The sequence below is a fragment of the Yersinia sp. 2545 StPb PI genome, assembly GCF_052217125.1.
Taxonomy (GTDB): Bacteria; Pseudomonadota; Gammaproteobacteria; order Enterobacterales; family Enterobacteriaceae; genus Yersinia; species Yersinia enterocolitica_E.
The window spans coordinates 4,689,175-4,710,487 of sequence record NZ_JAZGPY010000001.1; the positions used below are offsets into that span (position 1 = coordinate 4,689,175).

Sequence of the window (21,313 nt, forward strand, 5' to 3'; positions counted from 1 at the left end):
GCGGCAACACCAATGACTTTAGGTATGTAGTTATTATTTTATTCCGCCAAACCCGCGTAACCGATCAAATGCCGCTTTTCTCATCTTTTTTGGTCCGACCCAATAAGGTCAATGCCGCTTCACGGGCATTTTTGTGACAATAGAGCACTTGATAGATCTGTTCAGTTATCGGCATTTCAACACCATGGCGCTGGGCTAATGCCAGAACTTCTTTGGTATTGCGGTAACCTTCAACCACCTGACCAATCTTGTCCTGCGCTTCTTGTACCCCTAACCCTTGGCCCAGCATAATACCAAACCGGCGGTTACGAGATTGGTTATCTGTGCAGGTTAGCACCAAATCACCCAAGCCTGCCATGCCCATAAAGGTGGAAGGGTCGGCACCCAATGCAGAACCCAGCCGCGTCATTTCGGCCAAACCTCGGGTTATCAGTGCAGTACGGGCATTCGCACCAAAACCAATGCCATCGGACATCCCGGCACCAATCGCAATCACGTTTTTCACCGCACCGCCAAGCTGCACCCCGATAAAATCAGCATTACTGTAAACCCGGAAGCTTTTGCCACAGTGCAATAACTGTTGCAGGTCTTCGCTAAATTGCGCATCGGTTGATGCCAGCGCAATTGCCGTCGGTAACCCTGCTGCCAACTCTTTAGCAAAGGTTGGGCCAGACACCACCGCCAGCGGGATAGTTTCACCCAACACTTCGCGCGCCACATCCGCCAGCAAGCGGCCAGTTTCGGCCTCAAGCCCTTTGGTCGCCCAGACGATACGTGCATCTTTGCGTAAATGTGGTTTCAACTGATGCAATACCGCACCGAAGACATGGCTAGGTACCACGACTAACACATCGCGGCTGGCTGCCAGCGCACGTGCCAGATCGGTTTCCAGTAATAAGGTATCTGGGAAAGGAACATCGGGTAGGAAAGCTTGGTTACAACGATCACGTTGCAAAACCTGAATATGCTTAGGGTCATGACCCCATAACACGACTTGATGGCCATTACGCGCCAGCGTAATGGCTAATGCGGTGCCGTAAGATCCGGCACCGATTACAGTCATTGAAGCATTGATGGTGTTCATCAGGCATCCTGACGTTGTTCAGCACCTTCGCCGTCAGCCTGCTGTTGCAGATAGTTCATGAACAGGGCATCAAAGTTAACCGGTGCCAAATTAAGCTGTGGGAAAGTACCACGAGAAACCAGGCTGGTGATGCATTCGCGAGCATACGGGAACAAAATGTTCGGGCAGTATGCACCTAAGCAATGCGCCAACTGGGTACCATCGATACCCGCGATGGAGAAGATACCACCCTGCTGAACTTCACACAGGAATGCAGTTTCTTCACCCAAAGAGGCGGTTACCGTCACTCGCAGTACCACTTCATACACATCTTCAGCCAGTTGACTAGAAGCAGTATCAAGATCAAGTTTAACTTCTGGTTGCCAATCCTGCTGGAAAACCTGCGGGGCATTTGGTGCTTCGAAAGAGATATCTTTGGTGTAGATACGCTGGATCTGGAAAGCCATCTCTGTGTTGTTTTGTTCGGACATGTGTATAAATACCCTAAGTTAGACGTCTGTATTAAATAGCACTGCCGCCGTGGGCTCTGTCCATCAAATTAATGGGACCCACTGACGAGTTAAAGCAGCGGATCAAGCCCACCGCGCGCATCCAGGGCGTGTAAATCATCACAGCCACCGATATGCTGCCCATCAATAAATACCTGAGGCACAGTCGTCCGCCCACTCCGAGCAATCATCTCTTCGCGTTTGGCCGGATCACTATCAATTGCGATTTCATGGAAAGCAGCACCTTTGTGGTTCAGCAGTGCTTTGGCACGATGGCAGAACGGGCAGGTTGCTTTGGTATAAATCTCAATCTTCGCCATGGATACACCTCAGTTAACATTATAATTTATTGATATAGCGAATTTTTATAACAAATACGGGTACAGCTCAATACTCATATCACTAAAACGCAGGCAATATGATTACTTGCCGCGCGCCAGTGGTAGATTCTCGCCACTCCAACCGGAGATACCTTCTTTCAAGGTAAATACGCGTTCAAAGCCTGCTTTGTTCAGCAGTTCAGCCGAAGCACGAGAGGTTGTCCCAGTAGCACAAACCACAATGATAGGCTGTGTTTTGTGTTTTTCCAATTCAGCCAAATTACCGTTTTTAATGTCGCTTGGCAGCAAATTAATAGAACTGGCGATATGGCCTTTGCGATAATCATCACGTGTGCGGATATCAACCACAACCGCATCTTCTTTGTTAATCAGACGCGTCGCTTCACCACGGGTAATCTCTTTCACTTTAGAGAGAGAGGTTTTAAAGCTGGTGAAAATTACGGCGACGAACAACGCCACCCAAGCCAGACTCAAAACCGGATGCTGGCTAATGAATTGCATAATTTCTTGCAACATGGGGGTAAAAACTCCCGTTAGTTAGGGGATAATATTCAAGGTCACAGAGTATACCTGCGCGTTGCGGCAAATACAGCCAATATGCAAGTGCTATTGCAGAAACTGCGAGCCATTTCGGAAACTTTTGTCGTCTAAATGATGACAATTACGCAAAACCCCACGCCAATGTTGATCTCTTTGGGCTATTTTTAACCGGTTTTGTAGTAAATTACCGCCTTCGTTCTGGCGGTGTAAATACGTTAACGTAAATAGCCGAGTGTACATAGCCGCGCATATCGTTGGATGTTCGCTGCTATTTGACACTTGGACTTATAAGAAAGAGGTTATGCAATGTCGAGCACTAAAAAACCACTGGTACTGACTATTCTTGATGGCTATGGTCACCGCGAAGAGCTGCAGGATAATGCCATTCTGAATGCTAAAACGCCGGTTATGGACCGTTTATGGCAGCAACAGCCTCATACTTTAATTGCCGCGTCCGGTCTGGATGTTGGCCTGCCAGATGGGCAAATGGGTAACTCTGAAGTGGGCCACGTCAACCTGGGAGCTGGTCGCATTGTTTATCAGGACTTGACCCGTCTCGACAAAGAGATCAAAGACGGCGACTTTTTCACTAACTCAACCTTAACAGCAGCGATTGATAAAGCGGTTAAAGCAGGCAAAGCGGTCCACATTATGGGTCTGTTATCTGCCGGTGGTGTACACAGCCACGAAGACCACATTCTGGCGATGGTTGAACTGGCCGCCAAACGCGGTGCGACGGCTATTTATCTGCACGCATTCCTCGATGGACGTGACACTCCGCCGCGCAGTGCGGAATCTTCACTGAAACGATTCACTGAGAAATTTGCCGCGCTGGGTAAAGGTCGCATCGCTTCTATTATTGGTCGTTACTATGCGATGGACCGTGATAACCGCTGGGATCGCGTACAACTGGCTTACGATTTGCTGACTCAGGCAAAAGGGGAATTCACCTTCGATAACGCCGTCGCAGGTTTGCAAGCAGCTTATGCCCGTGATGAAAACGATGAATTTGTCCGACCAACTGTCATTCAGGCGGCTGGCGAAGCCGATGCGGCGATGAACGATGGCGACGCGCTGATCTTCATGAACTTCCGCGCTGACCGCGCCCGTCAAATCACCCGCAGCTTTGTTAATGCCGATTTTGACGGTTTCAAACGCGATAAAGTAGTTAATTTCGGCGATTTCGTTATGCTGACCGAATATGCAGCGGATATTAAAGTGGCCTGCGCTTACCCACCAGCATCACTACAGAATACCTTCGGTGAGTGGCTGATGAAGCATGACAAAACCCAGTTACGTATTTCCGAAACTGAAAAGTATGCTCACGTCACTTTCTTCTATAACGGCGGCGTTGAAGAACCATTTAAAGGCGAAGACCGTATCCTGATCAACTCACCGAAAGTTGCCACTTATGACCTGCAACCGGAAATGAGTTCAGCAGAACTGACTGAGAAACTGGTCGGCGCTATCGGCAGTGGCAAATATGATGTGATAATTTGTAACTATCCGAACGGCGATATGGTTGGTCATACCGGTGATTACGATGCTGCGGTGAAAGCAGTAGAAACACTGGATAATTGTATTGAACAAGTGGTTGCTGCCGTAAAAGCCGCCGATGGCCAATTGCTTATCACCGCCGACCACGGCAACGCTGAGCAGATGCGCGACCCGGCAACCGGTCAGGCCCATACCGCCCATACCAGCCTGCCAGTGCCACTGATTTATGTCGGCAATAAAGGGGTTAAAGCGGTGGAAGGTGGCAAACTTTCAGATATCGCACCAACCATGTTGTCACTGATGGAAATGGAAATCCCGCAAGAGATGACTGGTAAGCCGCTGTTCATCGTGGAATAATCCTTCGTTATGAAGGAAAAGGCGTCATTTGCAAAATTAATGGTTACGGAAGATGCCATTACCACCAGCCGAGATACAGTTTCTCGGCTGTCCGGTCAGTTGGTGCGTCGCCCGTGGTCAGCACTGTACGCCAGCGTTTTTTGCGCTGGCGTATTGCTATTGCCATTATCCGGCACGGCAGCAGATGCCCCCGTTACAGCAAAAACCGCACAAAGCAAAGACCAGTTGAAGACCATTCAGCAGGATATTGCCGAAAAAGAAAAAAGTGTTCAGCAACAAAAGCAGCAACGCAGTTCATTGCTGGATCAGTTGAAACAACAGGAAAATACCATTGCTCAGGCCAGCCGCAGCCTGCGTGACACCCAAGGTACCCTGACTGAGTTAGACCAAGAAATATCCCGTCTCACCTCCTCGATTGAGAAACTCGAGAGTAAACAATCCCAGCAACAAAATATTCTGTCTAAACAACTTGATGCTGCCTTTAAACAGGGCCAACACAGTGGTTTACAGCTTATTTTAAGTGGCGAAGAGAGCCAGCGCAGTGAGCGTATTCTGGCTTATTTCAGTTACCTCAATGAAGCACGACAGCAATCTATTGAAGAGCTGAAACAGACTCGTACCCATCTCTCTGCCGAGAAAAAAACGCTGGAGCAAAAGCAAAATCAGCAAAAAACCGTGTTGAATGAGCAGAAAACTCAGCAGCAAAAACTGGAACAAGCACGTACCGCACGCAAGAAAACCCTGACCTCGCTGGAAGCTTCACTGGAAAAAGATCAGCAAGGCCTGGCTGAGTTAAAACTAAACGAAACCCGCTTGCGTGATCAAATAGCCAAAGCAGAACGAGAAGCGAAAGCTCGCGCCGAACGAGAGGCCAAAGAAGCCGCTCGGGTACGCGAACAGATAAAAGTTAAAGAACAACAAGCCAAGAAAACCGGTTCTAGCTACAAACCAAGTGAAAGTGAGCGCTCATTAATGGCACGCACTGGCGGCCTTGGTCGCCCGGATGGGCAAGCTGTCTGGCCGGTCCGTGGTAATGTAACTCATCGTTTCGGTGAAGCCTTACAAGGTGAACTACGCTGGAAAGGCATGGTTATCTCTGCACCAGAAGGCAGTGAAGTAAAAGCGATCGCCGATGGCCGTGTCTTATTGGCTGACTGGCTGCAAGGCTATGGTTTGGTTGTGGTTATCGAGCATGGTAGAGGGGATATGAGTTTGTATGGCTACAATCAGAGTGCACTAGTCAATGTGGGTGCTCAGGTGAAAGCTGGCCAACCGATCGCCCTTGCGGGTACCAGTGGCGGCCAGGGTGAACCATCACTCTATTTCGAAATCCGCCGTCAAGGACAAGCAGTTAACCCACAACCTTGGTTAGGACGATAGCGAACAACGTTAGGGAACTTGTATTGCACTATTTCAACACACGCCGATTTATCATTGTAACCGCCCTACTCATCGCTAACGCCGCACAGGCGGGCAAACTTTCTATTGTGATTGATGACTTTGGTTATCGCCCCCAGAACGAAAACAAGATTTTACAGATGCCATTGCCTATTTCAGTGGCTATCCTGCCGAATGCGCCTTATGCCAGAGAGATGGCCGTCAAAGCCCATAATCAAGGGCGCGAAATACTGATTCATTTGCCGATGGCTCCCCTAAGCAAACAACCGCTGGAGCGCGATACATTACAGCCATCAATGAGCAGCGAAGAGATTCAGCGCATCATGCGCCAGGCGGTGAATAATGTCCCCTATGCCAAGGGCATGAATAACCATATGGGCAGCGCAATGACCTCCAGTTTCTCCGGCATGCAGAAAGTGATGCGGGAGCTGGACCACTATCAGCTCTATTTCCTCGATAGCGTGACCATCGGTAATAGCCAAGCGAGCCGTGCCGCAGAGGGGACTCAGGTTAAGGTCATTAAGCGCAAAGTCTTTTTGGATGACTCACAAAATGAAGCGGCGATCCGCCAACAGTTTAACCGTGCGGTAGAACTGGCTCGTCGTAATGGTTCGGCTATTGCTATCGGGCACCCCCATCCGGCCACCATTAAAGTGTTGCAACAAATGTTGCCTCAGTTACCTGCTGATATCGTATTAGTCCGGCCAAGTGCACTTCTCAATGAGCCGGTACAAAACAATACGCAAAATAACAGTGGCGGCATGTTGTCGGGTAAAACCAAACTACCTGGCTCAACCCAAGGCGATCGCCTGAAAGCTATCAAGCAATGCAAAGCGAAAGAGGGCTATGTAGCGGAGAAAATCTACGCAGACAGGATGTTTAGCATCATAGGTGAGAGCTTGATGCAAAGCCCTGCGGTGGTCTTTGTTCAGCGGCATTGGCAGCAATACTTCCCGCCAGTAGCGCCAGTTATTCCGGTGGATAAACCAAAATCGAATAACCAAGACGGCGATAAACCGAAAGCGGATAAGCCTTAATAAAACGGGGCAATCATCACCTGACTGCCCCGCTCTCAATCCTGCAGCTTCAAGGCCGAAGGGAATTCCCAAAGTCATTGGAGGTGCAGGTAGGCGGCCAGCAAACTCATCCCGATGAGCTTACATAAGTAAGTGATTCGGGTTAGTGCGCGCAGCCAACACCCCTGCAACTTCAAGGCCCGAAGGGAATATTTTAGTCCCAGCTTAAAACCACCTTACCCGACTTACCCGAACGCATCGCATCAAACCCTTGCTGGAACTCATCAATAGAGAAACGATGAGTGATTATCGGGGTTAAATCCAAGCCAGATTGAATTAGTGCTGCCATTTTGTACCAGGTTTCAAACATTTCACGGCCATATATCCCTTTGATAAACAGCCCTTTGAAGATCACCTGATTCCAGTCGATAGACATATCAGAGGGAGGTATCCCCAGCATTGCGATACGCCCACCATGATTCATTGAGTTAAGTAATGAACGGAACGCCGGTGGCGCACCTGACATTTCCAGACCGACATCAAACCCTTCAGTCATGCCCAGTTCAGCCATCACATCCGTCAGATTCTCTTTACTAACGTTAACGGCACGGGTTACACCCATTTTACGCGCCAGATCCAGGCGATATTCATTCACATCAGTGATAACAACATGGCGAGCGCCAACATGCTTACACACGGCTGCAGCCATGATACCAATCGGGCCAGCACCGGAAACCAGCACATCTTCACCCACTAAATCAAAGGATAACGCGGTATGCACCGCATTACCGAAGGGGTCAAAAATAGCGGCTAGCTCATCAGAAATATTGTCTGGAATTTTGAACGCATTGAAGGCAGGAATGACCAAATACTCAGCAAAAGAACCAGGGCGGTTAACCCCAACCCCCACGGTATTACGGCACAAATGAGTACGACCACCACGGCAATTACGGCAATGACCGCAGGTAATATGACCCTCGCCAGACACCCGATCACCAATATTAAAGCCTTTCACTTCCTGACCAATGGCGACAACTTCACCAACATATTCGTGGCCAACCACCATTGGGACGGGGATCGTTTTTTGCGACCATTCATCCCAATTATAAATATGCACATCGGTACCACAGATAGCGGTTTTGCGAATTTTGATCATGATATCGTTGTGCCCCAGCTCTGGTGGCGGCACATCGGTCATCCAGATACCTTCTTCGGCCTTCAGTTTAGACAATGCTTTCATGAACATTCCTTACGCAATAACGTTAAGTTGTTTGCCGATACGCACAAAGGCTTCAATAGCCCGCTCGACTTGCTCTGTCGTATGATCCGCCGACATTTGGGTACGGATCCGCGCCTGGCCTTTCGGTACCACCGGATAGAAGAAGCCGGTAACGTAAATACCCTCTTTCAGCAAGGCATTGGCAAATTTTTGCGCAAGTGCCGCATCACCGAGCATGACAGGAATGATGGCATGATCAGCGCCAGCCAATGTGAATCCGGCGGCACTCATTTTCTCGCGGAATAAACGCGCATTCGACCATAAGCGATCACGCAGTTCAGCGCCGTCTTCCAATAGCGATAACACTTCAATAGAAGCCGCTACTATTGCTGGAGCCAATGAATTTGAGAACAAGTAAGGCCGTGAACGCTGGCGCAACCACTCAACCACTTCTTTGCGGCCAGCGGTATAACCGCCTGACGCCCCACCCAGTGCTTTACCCAAAGTACCGGTGATAATATCAACGCGATCCATTACTTCGCAGTATTCATGAGTGCCACGACCATTAGCCCCCACAAAACCCACAGCATGGGAGTCATCGACCATCACTAATGCCTGATACTCATCCGCCAAATCACAAACACCTTTCAGGTTGGCAATGACACCATCCATGGAGAACACACCGTCAGTGGCAATCATAATATGACGCGCACCATCTGCTTTGGCTTGTTTGAGTTGGACTTCCAGTTCGCTCATATCGTTATTGGCATAACGGTAGCGCTTGGCTTTACATAACCGTACACCATCAATGATTGAGGCATGATTCAGCGCATCAGAAATAATGGCATCTTCTGGCCCCAGCAGGGTTTCAAACAAACCGCCGTTAGCATCAAAACAAGAAGAGTAAAGAATGGCATCTTCCATACCGAGGAAACTGGCTAGCTTCTGCTCTAACTCTTTATGTGTGTCTTGGGTACCACAAATAAAACGAACCGACGCCATACCAAAACCATGAGTATCCATGCCTTGCTTAGCGGCTGCGATCAACCTTGGGTGGTTGGCCAGGCCCAAATAGTTATTGGCGCAGAAATTAATAACACGGCTTCCATCAGCTACAGCAATGTCTGCTTGCTGGGCGGTGGTGATAATTCGCTCGTTTTTATACAACCCTTCAGCACGGGTAGTTATGAGTTGTTGTTCTAATTGCTGATAAAAAGGGTGTCGATTAAATGGCTGGGACATTCAGTTATCTCCAAGATGGGCAATTTCACAGTACATTTTACTGATTAGTGAGTGAACTGACGAGGAACCTTGTCTTATATTATAAAAAATGCAGTACATATCACGGTGAACAATCCTAAAGCGCATAGAAACCGTGAGATTAAGCCCCTTGCGGCTGTGCGCTATCCTATGAAATGTTATGATAACGCCAACTAGAGTGTGGGGCATTGTGCCCGACCAAGAAGATTAGCAAGGGTGAACCTGATGATTATCGTCACTGGCGGCGCCGGTTTCATTGGCAGCAATATCGTTAAGGCACTGAATAATATCGGTTATAAAGATATTCTGGTTGTTGATAACCTGAAAGACGGCACTAAATTCGTCAATTTGGTTGATCTGGATATCGCTGATTACATGGATAAAGAAGATTTTGTCGCCAGTATCGTTGCCGGTGATGACATGGGTGATATTGATGCTATTTTCCATGAGGGTGCCTGTTCTTCCACCACCGAGTGGGATGGCAAGTACATGATGGATAACAACTATCAATACTCTAAAGATATCCTGCACTTCTGTCTGGATCGCGGCATTCCGTTTTTATATGCCTCTTCTGCTGCCACTTACGGTGGGCGTACCGATAATTTCATCGAAGATCGTCAGTACGAACAACCACTTAACGTTTATGGTTATTCCAAATTCTTGTTTGATCAGTATGTGCGCGAGATTCTGCCGCAAGCTGATTCGCAAATTTGTGGTTTCCGTTATTTCAACGTTTATGGCCCACGCGAAGGGCACAAAGGCAGCATGGCAAGCGTTGCCTTCCACCTGAATAACCAGATCAATGCGGGTGAGAATCCTAAACTCTTCTCCGGCAGTGAAAACTTCAAACGCGATTTCATCTATGTGGGTGATGTGGCTGACGTTAACCTGTGGTTCTGGCAAAACAATGTCTCCGGCATTTTCAACTGTGGTACCGGTCGCGCAGAATCTTTCCAGGCTGTTGCCGATGCGGTAGTAGACTTCCACCACAGTGGACCTGTGGAATACATTGAATTCCCTGAAAAACTGAAAGGTCGTTATCAGGCATACACCCAAGCTGACCTCACCAAGTTGCGTGCTGCGGGTTACGACAAGCCGTTCAAAACCGTCGCTGAAGGCGTCAACGAATACCTGGCCTGGCTCAATCGCTCAGTCTAAATTACTTGCTGCAAGGAATTGATAAACGGTATGAAAATACTGGTCATCGGCCCTTCTTGGGTTGGCGATATGATGATGTCGCAAAGTCTTTACCGTACCCTGAAGGCCGAATATCCGGCAGCAGATATTGATGTGATGGCACCTGCGTGGTGCCGTCCGCTTTTGGCCAGAATGCCAGAAGTGCGTCATGCAATCCCCATGCCCTTAGGCCATGGGGCTTTTGCTTTTGATGAACGTCGTCGCTTGGGTTTAGCCTTACGTGAAACCGGCTATGACCGTGCCTATGTGCTGCCAAACTCATTTAAATCCGCCCTGATACCTTATTTTTCAGGGATTAAGCAACGCATTGGCTGGCGTGGCGAAATGCGCTACTTCTTGCTCAATGATATGCGTATCTTGGATAAACAAGCCTTCCCTATGATGGTTCAGCGCTATGTCGCACTGGCCTATGATAAAGAAAAAATCCATTCAGCCGACGATTTACCGCAACCTTTGCTATGGCCGCAATTGCAGGTTCGGGATGAAGAAATTGCCGAGATTACTGCGTCATTCAATTTGACTGATAACCGGCCAATCGTGGGTTTCTGCCCAGGCGCTGAGTTTGGTCCGGCAAAACGCTGGCCACATTATCACTATGCTACGCTGGCCCAGAAACTGATTGATACTGGCTATCAGGTCGTCTTATTAGGTTCAGCTAAAGATAATGAAGCCGGTGAAGAGATCCGCCAGACTTTGGGCGAAAATTCCCGCGAATTCTGCCTCAATCTGGCGGGGCAAACCTCGCTGGAACAAGCGGTGGTATTGATTGCAGCCTGTAGTGCGGTAGTCAGTAATGACTCCGGTTTAATGCATGTTGCTGCTGCATTAAATAAGCCATTAGTGGCCTTATATGGCCCAAGCAGCCCGGATTTCACCCCACCACTGTCCGATAAAGCTACGGTCATTCGCCTCATTACCGGCTATCACAAAGTGCGCAAAGGCGATAGCGCGCAAGGCTATCATCAGAGTTTGATTGATATCCAGCCAGAACAAGTGATGGCGGCCCTTGAGAAACAATTATCGGCTCGCCAAAGCACTGTCAGTGAGGCCGATTAATGCATGTATTGATCGTTAAAACCTCTTCTATGGGCGACGTTTTACACACGTTGCCCGCACTGACCGATGCGATGAATGCTATGCCAGAGATTCGCTTTGATTGGGTGGTAGAGGAAGGGTTCAGCCAAATACCCAGTTGGCACCCGGCGGTGGATCGAGTGATTCCGGTTGCCATCCGCCGTTGGCGTAAGAATTGGTTTGGTAGTGATACCCGGCAGGAACGCTGTGATTTTAAACGTGTTGTGCAGCAGCGCCGTTATGATGTGGTGATTGATGCTCAGGGGCTAATTAAAAGTGCCGCACTGATTACCCGTATCGCCAAAGGGGTTAGACATGGCCCAGATTGCAAAAGTGCCCGCGAACCCTTTGCCAGTTGGTTTTATAACTGCCGTCATGAGATTGATACTAAACAACATGCTGTTGAGCGCATACGCCAACTGTTTGCCAAAAGCCTTGGCTATGACAAACCTGACAGCTATGGCGATTATGCTATCGCGCAGCGCTTTTTAAGCCAGTTACCCAGCGATGCTGGCCAGTATTTGGTTTTTCTGCACGCAACAACCAGAGACAGCAAGCACTGGCCTGAAAGCCATTGGCTGCAATTGATCGAGCTGGTTGCACCCACCGGTTTAAAAATCAAGTTACCATGGGGGGCGGAACATGAGTATCAACGCGCGTTACGATTAGCGGAGCATTTTCCGCATGTTGAGGTCTTGCCTAAACTCAGCCTCCAGCAGGTGGCAGAGGTTCTGGCGGGTGCAAAAGCCGTCGTTTCCGTTGATACCGGCCTCAGCCACCTGACCGCAGCGTTGGATCGCCCCAATATTACCCTGTTCGGTCCAACTGACCCTGGGTTAATTGGTGGCTACGGGAAAAACCAGATTGCGGTGATTTCCGAACAAAAAAGCATGGATACTATTACGGCTGAAACTATTATGGCGCGATTGGAAGCACTGATTTCATAAGCGACTATTGTTTGTTTTCCGTGATTTATTCATGCCAGGAATTCTATCTGCCAGTATTTATCATGTAATAACAAGCGACTCTGGTAATTATCAGATTCGCTTGTTATGGGTTGTCTGATTATCTTTCTAACCTATTATCCAACAAGAGATGGCGGCTAATACATAGCTTCAATTAACATCAACACCTGACTGTTAAGAATTTCTAATTAATTATTTAAATAATTAATAACGCGACTCGCTGATATCCTCCGAATAACGGCTCACCAATTTATCGGTCACACCATTAATTACTAAATATCATTCCATCAAAGTAGAGGCTTCAATAAATAGCGATATACCGCCAAAAATAGGCATATTTCCAGATAAAAATATCACCAAATAATAACTTACTGGTATCTATGGCTATACATTTAAGCGCAACAAGAAATAATGATAATCATTCTCATCTTTAAGCACGCAAAATCAATTTTATCGCTGCCCAATTACTGAAATTTGTTAAAAATTATATTCTTTTTTATGAATAGTCTGGCCCTACTCCGGCTATCAGGCTGGCCCAGTTGAAAAGAGCCTTTCTTGCTCAAATATGGTATTATTCTTAATAATCCATATTAATGAAATTGATAGAATGTTGCTGCGTTTATATCAGGTACTGCTCTACCTTATTCAACCTTTGATTTGGCTGCGGTTGCTGTTACGTAGCCGTAAAGCCCCCGCTTATCGCAAGCGTTGGGGGGAACGCTATGGTTTTTGTGCCGGTAAAGTTGTCGCTGGCGGTATCATGCTGCATTCAGTTTCAGTCGGTGAAACACTGGCCGCGATCCCTTTAGTCAGGGCATTACGTCACCGCTACCCATCACTGCCCATTACCGTGACCACCATGACACCTACCGGTTCTGAGCGTGTCCAATCTGCGTTTGGTAAAGATGTTCACCACGTTTATCTGCCTTACGACCTCCCCGGCTCGGTGAACCGTTTTCTTGATCAGGTCAATCCTAAGCTGGTCATTATCATGGAAACAGAACTGTGGCCGAATCTTATCAATGCGCTGCATCGTCGCAAGATCCCACTGGTGATTGCCAATGCACGTCTTTCTGCCCGTTCTGCCGCTGGCTATAAGAAAATCGGTAGTTTTATCCGTAATATGCTGCAACGCATCACACTGATTGCTGCACAAAATCAAGAAGATGGCGACCGTTTCATCGAACTGGGCCTAAGACGTTCTCAGTTGACGGTAACGGGCAGCCTGAAATTTGATATTTCCGTCACCCCTGAATTAGCAGCCAGAGCCGTAACATTACGCCGCCAATGGGCACCGCATCGCCCGGTGTGGATTGCAACCAGTACTCATGACGGCGAAGAAGCCATTTTGCTGGAGGCTCACAGCCAATTGCTGCAACACTTCCCGACATTATTGTTGATTTTGGTACCTCGTCATCCCGAACGTTTCCCGAAAGCGGTTGAACTGACACAGAAAGCAGGGCTGAGTTATACCTTACGTAGCAAAGGTGAAATCCCTTCTGGCAGTACACAGGTTGTGATTGGCGATACCATGGGTGAACTGATGCTGCTATATGGTATTGCCGATCTGGCCTTTGTCGGTGGAAGCCTGGTTGAACGTGGTGGTCATAATCCATTGGAAGCCGCGGCCCATGCCATTCCGGTGTTGATGGGGCCACATACATTTAACTTTAAAGACATCTGTGCCAAGCTGGAACAGGCTGAAGGGTTGATAACCGTAACAGATACCCTATCGCTGGTAAAAGAAATCACCGTGCTGCTAACAGATGAAGATTGCCGCCTCTATTATGGTCGCCATGCAGTTGATGTGTTGCATGAAAACCAAGGTGCACTACAGCGGCTATTACACTTGCTGGAGCCTTATCTGCCGCAACGGAGCCACTAAATGAGTGCAAGAAAACGCCTGTCAGTGGTGATGATTGCCAAGAATGAAGCCTCATTGCTGGCGGATTGCCTGGCATCAGTGAGCTGGGCTGATGAAATAGTGGTATTGGATTCAGGCAGTGAAGATGAAACCATCGCGCTGGCTCAGCAATATGGCGCTAAAGTCTACTGTAACGAGCAATGGCCGGGTTATGGTAAACAGCGGCAATTAGCTCAACAGTATGCCAGTGGTGATTATATTCTGATGCTGGATGCCGATGAACGAGTAACCCCTGAGCTTAAAGCAGCTATTGAAGCGGTACTTATCGCACCGGAGGAAGGCGCAGTTTATAGCTGTGCACGGCGGAACCTGTTTTTAGGCCGTTTTATGCGCCACAGTGGCTGGTATCCAGATCGAGTAACTCGGTTATATCCGCATCATCAGTTCCAATATAACGATAATTTGGTGCATGAATCGCTCAATAGCGGCTCAGCAAAAGTTATCCCGTTGAGCGGTGATTTATTGCATCTAACTTGCCGTGATTTCTTTGCTTTTCAACGTAAACAACTGAGTTATGCAAAGGCGTGGGCCACTCAGCGCCATCAGCAAGGTAAGAGTTGCAGCTACTTCTCTATTCTCAGCCATACTCTTGGGGCTTTCTGTAAAACATGGTTATTACGTGCAGGTTTCCTCGATGGTAAACAAGGGCTATTGCTGGCAGTCGTAAACGCGCAATATACCTTTAATAAATATGCGGCTCTGTGGGCATTGAGCCACCAATATCAGAAAAGCGAGAACTCATGACCACCAAAGCCATCTATCCGGGGACATTTGATCCCATAACCAATGGGCATTTGGACTTAGTGACACGTGCCGCTGCCATGTTCAGCCATGTCATCCTGGCTATTGCCGACAGTTCCAGCAAAAAACCGATGTTTACACTGGCAGAACGCGTGGCATTGGCCAAAGAAGTGACCGCACCTTTGAAGAATGTAGAGGTTTTAGGATTCAGTGAACTGATGGCTGAGTTCGCCAGAAAACACGATGCTAATATTTTGGTACGAGGCTTACGCTCAGTATCAGACTTTGAGTATGAATGGCAACTGGCCAATATGAACCGTCACCTGATGCCAAAACTGGAAAGTGTGTTCCTGATGCCATCAGAAAAATGGTCGTTTATCTCTTCCTCATTGGTGAAGGAAGTGGCGCGCCATGGGGGAGATATCACGCCGTTCCTTCCGGTACCGGTCACCAAAGCGCTAATGAGTAAACTGGCCTGACTCTTTATTTACGCGATACCCTATATAGCCAAAGTTAATTGGCGTTACCGGTAGGTGGTAAGCGAACATAGCTCACAACCCAGCGGCTTCAAATACGAAGGGTATACGATTAATGCTGGCAGTGGCGGCAAAAAAACGTGCTGCGCTGCCCATGTTTCGCAATTTCAATCAGATGCCCACAACGGCGACATGACTCGCCTGCCCGCCCGTACACCTGCAACTCCTGCGCAAAGTAACCAGGCTTACCGTCTGACTGTAGAAAGTCGCGCAATGTAGTGCCCCCCTGCTCAATGGAATGCAGCAACACGGCTTTTATTGTGGCCACTAGCAGTACAATTTCAGCGTTGGTTAATGAACCGGCGGCACGGTCAGGCAAAAGACCCGCGGCAAACAAGGATTCACTGGCGTAAATATTGCCAACACCAACTACCACTTTATTATCCATCAGCCACTGTTTAATCACGGTGCGCTTATTACGTGATTTATCAAACAGATATTGGGCAGAAAATTCGTCGCTCAGTGGTTCTGGCCCTAAATGTGCTAATACATTGCTGGTTTCAAGGTCTTTTGCCCACAACCAGGCACCAAAGCGCCGTGGGTCGGTATAACGCAATATTTTGCCATTACTGATCACCAAATCGACATGGTCGTGTTTTTCAGCTTCAGTTTCTTCAGATAATATCCGTAAGCTACCTGACATTCCCAGATGGACGATAATCCAGCCAGTTGGCAGTTCTATTAGTAAATACTTGGCCCTACGCTGAACACTGAGCACCGGCTGATCACTCAAAGCCAGAATTTCATCGGATACCGGCCAACGCAAACGGGCATTTCTAACCACCGCGTAAAGAATAGTTTGGCCGACAAGATAAGGTTCGATCCCGCGTCGGCTGGTCTCAACTTCTGGTAATTCAGGCATGTAACCTCCCTAAACGTATCTCACTGAACTTTATATAATAAAAAACCCGGCCGAAGCCGGGTTTTCATAATCCACCAAAATTAAAATTATTTAATTTTAGCTTCTTTATAGATCACGTGTTGACGGACAACTGGATCGAATTTCTTCAATTCCAATTTTTCCGGCTTAGTACGCTTGTTCTTCGTAGTGGTATAGAAGTGACCAGTACCAGCAGAAGAAACCAGCTTGATCTTCTCGCGAACACCTTTAGCCATGATTCAGTTCCTTAATACTTCTCACCGCGGGCACGAATTTCGGCCAAGACCGTTTCGATACCCTTCTTATCAATAACACGCATACCTTTAGCAGATACACGCAGAGTTACAAAGCGCTTCTCGCCCTCAACCCAAAAACGGTGAGAGTGAAGGTTCGGCAGAAAACGGCGTTTGGTCGCGTTCATTGCGTGGGAACGGTTGTTACCGCTCACCGGGCGCTTGCCAGTAACTTGGCAGACTCGGGACATGTCTATTCTCCAAAAATCAAATCAGCTCGAGCTTCGTATAGGATTTGGCCGCCTCGTCAGGCTTTAGAGCCCATCTCAGCAAATTCACTGAGAAGACTCACTGTCATCAGGTCAGAAACCCCTGCCACCAGGCTATAAACCTGCTGAGATAGGCTCTTCACGCCAAACCCAAGATTCTCAAAGGTGGCGTAGTATACGCTCTGAAGCGTAAGTGCTCAAGTCCCTAACAGCTAAAGATCCTGAAAGGATCAATTATTATTGCTCTAAAGCCATCCCCGTTCAGCAAATGAGACACATTCACCCCGGCCAACCACTAAATGATCGAGCACACGAATATCTAATAATGAGCAGGCTTTTATCACCTGCGTAGTAATCAAACGGTCGGCTTGGCTCGGTTCAGCCTTACCCGAGGGGTGATTATGCGCCAGAATCAGCGCGGCGGCATTAACCTTCAGCGCTTCACGCACAATTTCTCTCGGATGGACCTCAACGCTGCTAATGGTACCAGTAAACATCTCCTCATGGCGAATAACACGATGCTGGTTATCCAAAAACATGACTAAAAAAATCTCTCGTTCGCGGTGGGAAAGAATATTTTGTAGAAACTTTTGGGTAATTTCGGGATTTTGCAGAACACTTTCCCGCATCAGGTGGGATGAAAAACAACGGCAGGCCAGTTCTGCAATAGCTTGAATTTGGCTGTATTTAGATGCACCAATCCCTTTTTGAGCACATAACGTCTGATAATCCGCCGACATCAGCCCATGAAGTGAGCCAAACTCTTCAATCAGATATTCAGCCATCTGCATTACGTGTACTCCCGGAATACCGGTACGCAGAAAAATAGCGAGTAACTCGGCATCGGTCAGCATGGCTGCACCGTATTTCAGTAATTTCTCCCTTGGGGCTATCTGCCCATACCATTCATCCATCCTTTGGCTCCTGTAATCCCAGAACAGCACATGCAGCATGACAGAAGGCTTTCTGCCTGGCGAACTCATGATTAAGTGCATGCGAAACGCTTCGCAAATTTGATGATTGATGACATCAAGCGACAGCCCGATAGCTAATCTACTCAGTGGTTATGCTAAAATATTGCCTCTTACAGCTTTCATTCGGACAATCATGATGACGGGACTTTCCGGCAAACATATTGTGCTCGGGATTAGCGGAGGTATTGCCGCGTATAAATCTCCTGAGCTGGTACGCCGCTTGCGCGACAGGGGCGCAGAAGTGCGTGTGGTGATGACGACCGCCGCCAAAGCGTTCATTACGCCGCTCACGTTGCAGGCAGTCTCGGGCTATCCCGTCTCAGATGATTTACTCGATCCGGCGGCAGAAGCCGCCATGGGCCATATTGAGTTAGGTAAATGGGCTGATCTGGTCATCATGGCTCCGGCTACGGCTGATTTGCTGGCCCGGGTTGCTGCGGGGATGGCAAATGACCTACTGACCACGGTTTGCCTGGCCACGGCAGCCCCTATTGCGGCTGTTCCGGCCATGAATCAACAGATGTACCGTGCTACGGCCACCCAAGCGAACTTGCAGACTCTCGCTAATCGCGGAATGTTGCTGTGGGGGCCGGACAGCGGCAGCCAGGCTTGTGGTGATGTGGGGCCGGGAAGAATGCTGGACCCGCTGGAAATCGTCGCACTGGCAGACAGTCATTTTTCTGCAAAACAAGACCTGCAACATTTGAGTGTCATGATTACCGCAGGGCCAACGCGTGAAGCACTTGATCCGGTGCGCTTTATCAGTAATCAAAGTTCGGGCAAGATGGGCTTCGCAATTGCTCAGGCCGCCGCCGCGAGAGGCGCTAAAGTCACGCTGATTGCAGGCCCGGTGAATCTCTCCACGCCGACGGGTGTTAATCGCATTGATGTTGTCAGTGCTCTTGAGATGCAGCAGGTCGTGCAGAACACCGTAGCCCAGCAGAATATTTTTATTTCTTGTGCTGCGGTAGCAGATTACCGTGCAGAGCAAGTTTCTGATGAGAAAATAAAAAAACAGGGTGATGAAATCACCCTTAAGTTGGTGAAAAACCCGGATATTGTTGCTGGCGTGGCTTCGATGGCTAAAAATCGACCATTTGTGGTTGGATTTGCTGCCGAAACCCAGAATGTGGAAGAATACGCGCGACAAAAACTAGTGCGAAAGAAGCTGGATCTGATTTGCGCTAATGATGTATCGCTCGCAGAGCATGGTTTTAACAGTGATACCAATGCCTTGCACCTTTTTTGGCTGGCTGGAGAGAAACGTTTACCGCTCAGCGATAAACACCTCCTCAGTCAGCGTTTAATAGACGAGATTGTCAGCCGTTATGATGAAAAAAATCGACATTAAAATTCTGGACCCACGTGTTGGCAATGAATTTCCTTTACCAACCTATGCTACAGAAGGTTCTGCCGGGCTGGATTTACGTGCCTGTCTGGACGAGGCAGTTGATTTACTGCCGGGGCAAACCACATTGTTACCTACCGGCTTAGCCATACACATCGGTGATAGTGCTTTAGCCGCCGTCATTCTGCCGCGCTCCGGTTTGGGGCATAAGCATGGCGTGGTATTAGGTAATCTGGTGGGACTGATTGATTCCGATTATCAAGGGCAATTGATGGTGTCAGTCTGGAACCGTGGTCAACAGGCTTTTACCATCGAACCCGGTGAACGCATCGCTCAGATGGTATTTGTTCCCGTAGTACAAGCAGAATTCAATTTGGTTGAGGATTTTGACCAAAGTGAACGTGGTACCGGTGGTTTTGGTCATTCTGGGCGCCAATAACCTACCCTAGACCTCAATATCGTAAAAAAGCTATCACATAAGCCGCCGGGGCTTGGTACCCAGTGCGGCCGATATTTGGGTTTTTGTTATTAAGTCATTTTTAGCAAGGGTCTACTCGGACATGGCAGAAAAACAGAATACGAAAAGGAACAGGCGCGAGGAAATTTTGCAGGCTTTAGCGCAGATGCTGGAATCCAGTGATGGTAGCCAACGCATTACTACCGCTAAACTTGCCGCCAATGTGGGGGTTTCTGAAGCAGCGCTTTATCGACATTTCCCCAGTAAAACGCGGATGTTCGATAGCCTGATCGAGTTTATTGAAGATAGTCTGATGTCCCGCATTAATTTGATTCTGCAAGATGAAAAAGAGACGTTTAATCGCCTCCGGCTAATCCTGCTACTGGTATTAGGGTTTGCAGAACGCAACCCCGGCCTGACCCGAATCATGACCGGGCATGCACTGATGTTTGAACAAGATCGTCTGCAAGGGCGGATTAATCAACTATTTGAACGTATTGAAGTGCAATTGCGTCAAGTTTTGCGCGAGAAAAAACTGCGTGATGGGCAAGGTTTTATACATGATGAAGCGCTATTGGCGACTCAACTACTGGCATTTTGTGAAGGGATGCTTTCGCGCTTTGTCCGTTCAGAATTCCGCTACCGGCCAACACAAGAGTTTGACGCCCGCTGGCCACTGATTGTGGCGCAGTTGCAATAAGCTCAGTCGCGGCAGTCACAAAACCTATAAAAAAAGGGCCTGATGGCCCTTTTTGCTGGCTTAGCAATAGAGTGGCTAGATACCGTATTCCTTGCGATATTCACGCACCGCGGCCAGATGATCAGCCATTTCTGGTTTTTCTTCCAGATAACTTATCACATCACTCAACGTCACAATCGCAATCACTTTGCAGTGATAATCACGTTCAACTTCCTGAATCGCTGAAATCTCACCACGGCCACGTTCCTGACGGTCCAATGAAATCATTACGCCAGCCAGGGTCGCGCCCTGTGCATTGATAATCTCCATTGATTCACGAATAGCAGTACCAGCGGTTATTACATCATCCACCAGCATGACTCGGCCTTGTAACGGGCTACCTACCAGACTGCCGCCTTCCCCGTGATTTTTCGCTTCTTTACGGTTAAAACAGTAAGGCACATCGCGTTCATGATGCTCTGCCAATGCAACAGCCGTCGTCGTCGCAATTGGGATACCTTTGTATGCTGGCCCGAACAACAGATCGAACTCTACACCACAATCTACTAAGGCAGCGGCATAAAAACGCCCGAGTTTTGCCAGATCCAGCCCGGTATTAAACAATCCGGCATTAAAGAAATAGGGGCTAATCCGCCCAGACTTCAGGGTAAATTCGCCAAACTTCAACACCTGCTTGTTAAGCGCAAACTCGATAAAATCGCGCTGATAGGCTTTCATGGGTACTTCTCCTCTCCAGATTGTGACTGTTCTTGTTAACTGCTTTATTAACTGACTCGATATCTAAATTGCAGGCAAAAAAAAGGCGACTAGCAAGT

At 48.3% G+C, this 21,313-nt stretch carries 23 protein-coding genes; 12 read left to right on the forward strand and 11 right to left on the reverse strand.

What is annotated here, in order from left to right; all coding sequences use genetic code 11:
* Nucleotides 1-64 precede the first annotated feature (64 nt).
* The 4 genes from gpsA to V1955_RS21735 form a co-directional block, all read right to left on the reverse strand.
* Nucleotides 65-1,084 carry an NAD(P)H-dependent glycerol-3-phosphate dehydrogenase gene (gene gpsA / locus V1955_RS21720; protein ID WP_083161742.1) on the reverse strand — a complete coding sequence of 340 codons (1,020 nt, stop codon included), beginning with the start codon at nucleotides 1,082-1,084 and terminating at the stop codon, nucleotides 65-67.
* Nucleotides 1,084-1,554, reverse strand: coding sequence for a protein-export chaperone SecB (secB, locus tag V1955_RS21725; RefSeq protein WP_032907531.1), 471 nt, complete (start codon nucleotides 1,552-1,554; stop codon nucleotides 1,084-1,086). The genes gpsA and secB overlap by 1 nt, the downstream gene beginning before the upstream one ends.
* An 89-nt stretch (nucleotides 1,555-1,643) precedes the next feature.
* A complete protein-coding gene (grxC, locus tag V1955_RS21730) occupies nucleotides 1,644-1,892 on the reverse strand; it encodes a glutaredoxin 3 (protein WP_083161740.1) in 249 nt (82 codons plus the stop codon).
* A gap of 102 nt (nucleotides 1,893-1,994) precedes the next feature.
* A complete protein-coding gene (locus V1955_RS21735) occupies nucleotides 1,995-2,429 on the reverse strand; it encodes a rhodanese-like domain-containing protein (RefSeq protein WP_083161738.1) in 435 nt (144 codons plus the stop codon).
* Between the two features lie 330 nt (nucleotides 2,430-2,759).
* Between V1955_RS21735 and gpmM the strand changes: the two genes are divergently transcribed.
* Genes gpmM through V1955_RS21750 form a run of 3 tightly spaced genes read left to right on the forward strand, consistent with a single transcriptional unit; the run spans nucleotide 2,760 to nucleotide 6,742 of the window.
* The gene (gene gpmM, locus V1955_RS21740) at nucleotides 2,760-4,307 is read left to right on the forward strand and encodes a 2,3-bisphosphoglycerate-independent phosphoglycerate mutase (RefSeq protein ID WP_442821386.1); all 1,548 of its coding nucleotides are present in this window, start codon (nucleotides 2,760-2,762) and stop codon (nucleotides 4,305-4,307) included.
* Nucleotides 4,308-4,316: 9 nt separating this feature from the next.
* On the forward strand, nucleotides 4,317-5,687 hold the full coding sequence (gene envC / locus V1955_RS21745; protein WP_442821387.1) for a murein hydrolase activator EnvC: 1,371 nt from the start codon (nucleotides 4,317-4,319) through the stop codon (nucleotides 5,685-5,687).
* 23 nt (nucleotides 5,688-5,710) lie between these two features.
* Nucleotides 5,711-6,742, forward strand: a complete 1,032-nt coding sequence (locus V1955_RS21750) for a divergent polysaccharide deacetylase family protein (RefSeq protein WP_442821388.1) — start codon at nucleotides 5,711-5,713, stop codon at nucleotides 6,740-6,742.
* Between the two features lie 193 nt (nucleotides 6,743-6,935).
* Here the strand turns inward: V1955_RS21750 and tdh are convergent, their stop codons facing one another.
* Nucleotides 6,936-7,961 (reverse strand): L-threonine 3-dehydrogenase, encoded by a 1,026-nt coding sequence (gene tdh, locus V1955_RS21755; RefSeq protein WP_083161728.1) that lies wholly within the window; start codon nucleotides 7,959-7,961, stop codon nucleotides 6,936-6,938.
* 9 nt (nucleotides 7,962-7,970) lie between these two features.
* Nucleotides 7,971-9,182 carry a glycine C-acetyltransferase gene (gene kbl, locus V1955_RS21760; RefSeq protein WP_083161726.1) on the reverse strand — a complete coding sequence of 404 codons (1,212 nt, stop codon included), beginning with the start codon at nucleotides 9,180-9,182 and terminating at the stop codon, nucleotides 7,971-7,973.
* A 243-nt stretch (nucleotides 9,183-9,425) separates the two neighbouring features.
* Here kbl and rfaD point away from each other — a divergent pair, with 243 nt between their 5' ends.
* From rfaD to coaD, 6 genes are all read left to right on the forward strand, one after another.
* Nucleotides 9,426-10,358 (forward strand): ADP-glyceromanno-heptose 6-epimerase, encoded by a 933-nt coding sequence (gene rfaD / locus V1955_RS21765; protein WP_083161724.1) that lies wholly within the window; start codon nucleotides 9,426-9,428, stop codon nucleotides 10,356-10,358.
* Between the two features lie 30 nt (nucleotides 10,359-10,388).
* Nucleotides 10,389-11,453 carry an ADP-heptose--LPS heptosyltransferase RfaF gene (rfaF, locus tag V1955_RS21770; protein ID WP_083161722.1) on the forward strand — a complete coding sequence of 355 codons (1,065 nt, stop codon included), beginning with the start codon at nucleotides 10,389-10,391 and terminating at the stop codon, nucleotides 11,451-11,453.
* Nucleotides 11,453-12,418 (forward strand): lipopolysaccharide heptosyltransferase RfaC, encoded by a 966-nt coding sequence (gene rfaC / locus V1955_RS21775; protein ID WP_083161720.1) that lies wholly within the window; start codon nucleotides 11,453-11,455, stop codon nucleotides 12,416-12,418. The genes rfaF and rfaC overlap by 1 nt, the downstream gene beginning before the upstream one ends.
* A gap of 625 nt (nucleotides 12,419-13,043) precedes the next feature.
* Nucleotides 13,044-14,321: a lipid IV(A) 3-deoxy-D-manno-octulosonic acid transferase gene (gene waaA, locus V1955_RS21780; RefSeq protein ID WP_442821389.1), complete on the forward strand. Its 1,278-nt coding sequence runs from the start codon at nucleotides 13,044-13,046 to the stop codon at nucleotides 14,319-14,321.
* Nucleotides 14,322-15,104: a glycosyltransferase family 2 protein gene (locus V1955_RS21785; protein WP_372560142.1), complete on the forward strand. Its 783-nt coding sequence runs from the start codon at nucleotides 14,322-14,324 to the stop codon at nucleotides 15,102-15,104.
* Nucleotides 15,101-15,580, forward strand: coding sequence for a pantetheine-phosphate adenylyltransferase (gene coaD, locus V1955_RS21790; protein ID WP_083161716.1), 480 nt, complete (start codon nucleotides 15,101-15,103; stop codon nucleotides 15,578-15,580). Before V1955_RS21785 ends, coaD begins: the two co-directional genes overlap by 4 nt.
* A 109-nt stretch (nucleotides 15,581-15,689) precedes the next feature.
* On the opposite strand, the gene mutM is transcribed toward coaD, so the two are convergent.
* From mutM to radC, 4 genes are all read right to left on the reverse strand, one after another.
* Complete coding sequence (mutM, locus tag V1955_RS21795; RefSeq protein WP_083161714.1) at nucleotides 15,690-16,499, reverse strand: bifunctional DNA-formamidopyrimidine glycosylase/DNA-(apurinic or apyrimidinic site) lyase; 810 nt, start codon at nucleotides 16,497-16,499, stop codon at nucleotides 15,690-15,692.
* Nucleotides 16,500-16,585: 86 nt separating this feature from the next.
* Entirely contained in the window at nucleotides 16,586-16,753 is a 168-nt protein-coding gene (gene rpmG / locus V1955_RS21800; protein ID WP_004392084.1) for a 50S ribosomal protein L33, read from the reverse strand.
* An 11-nt stretch (nucleotides 16,754-16,764) separates the two neighbouring features.
* Nucleotides 16,765-17,001: a 50S ribosomal protein L28 gene (gene rpmB, locus V1955_RS21805; RefSeq protein ID WP_005164747.1), complete on the reverse strand. Its 237-nt coding sequence runs from the start codon at nucleotides 16,999-17,001 to the stop codon at nucleotides 16,765-16,767.
* 263 nt (nucleotides 17,002-17,264) lie between these two features.
* Nucleotides 17,265-17,933 carry a RadC family protein gene (gene radC / locus V1955_RS21810; protein WP_083161712.1) on the reverse strand — a complete coding sequence of 223 codons (669 nt, stop codon included), beginning with the start codon at nucleotides 17,931-17,933 and terminating at the stop codon, nucleotides 17,265-17,267.
* A 193-nt stretch (nucleotides 17,934-18,126) separates the two neighbouring features.
* Between radC and coaBC the strand changes: the two genes are divergently transcribed.
* The 3 genes from coaBC (at nucleotide 18,127) to slmA (ending at nucleotide 20,498) form a co-directional block, all read left to right on the forward strand.
* The gene (gene coaBC / locus V1955_RS21815) at nucleotides 18,127-19,344 is read left to right on the forward strand and encodes a bifunctional phosphopantothenoylcysteine decarboxylase/phosphopantothenate--cysteine ligase CoaBC (RefSeq protein WP_193784756.1); all 1,218 of its coding nucleotides are present in this window, start codon (nucleotides 18,127-18,129) and stop codon (nucleotides 19,342-19,344) included.
* Entirely contained in the window at nucleotides 19,322-19,780 is a 459-nt protein-coding gene (gene dut, locus V1955_RS21820) for a dUTP diphosphatase (RefSeq protein WP_042568893.1), read from the forward strand. Before coaBC ends, dut begins: the two co-directional genes overlap by 23 nt.
* A gap of 121 nt (nucleotides 19,781-19,901) precedes the next feature.
* The gene (slmA, locus tag V1955_RS21825; RefSeq protein WP_005191076.1) at nucleotides 19,902-20,498 is read left to right on the forward strand and encodes a nucleoid occlusion factor SlmA; all 597 of its coding nucleotides are present in this window, start codon (nucleotides 19,902-19,904) and stop codon (nucleotides 20,496-20,498) included.
* Between the two features lie 75 nt (nucleotides 20,499-20,573).
* Here slmA and pyrE read toward each other — a convergent pair whose 3' ends face one another.
* Complete coding sequence (gene pyrE / locus V1955_RS21830) at nucleotides 20,574-21,215, reverse strand: orotate phosphoribosyltransferase (protein WP_083161707.1); 642 nt, start codon at nucleotides 21,213-21,215, stop codon at nucleotides 20,574-20,576.
* Nucleotides 21,216-21,313 lie beyond the last annotated feature (98 nt).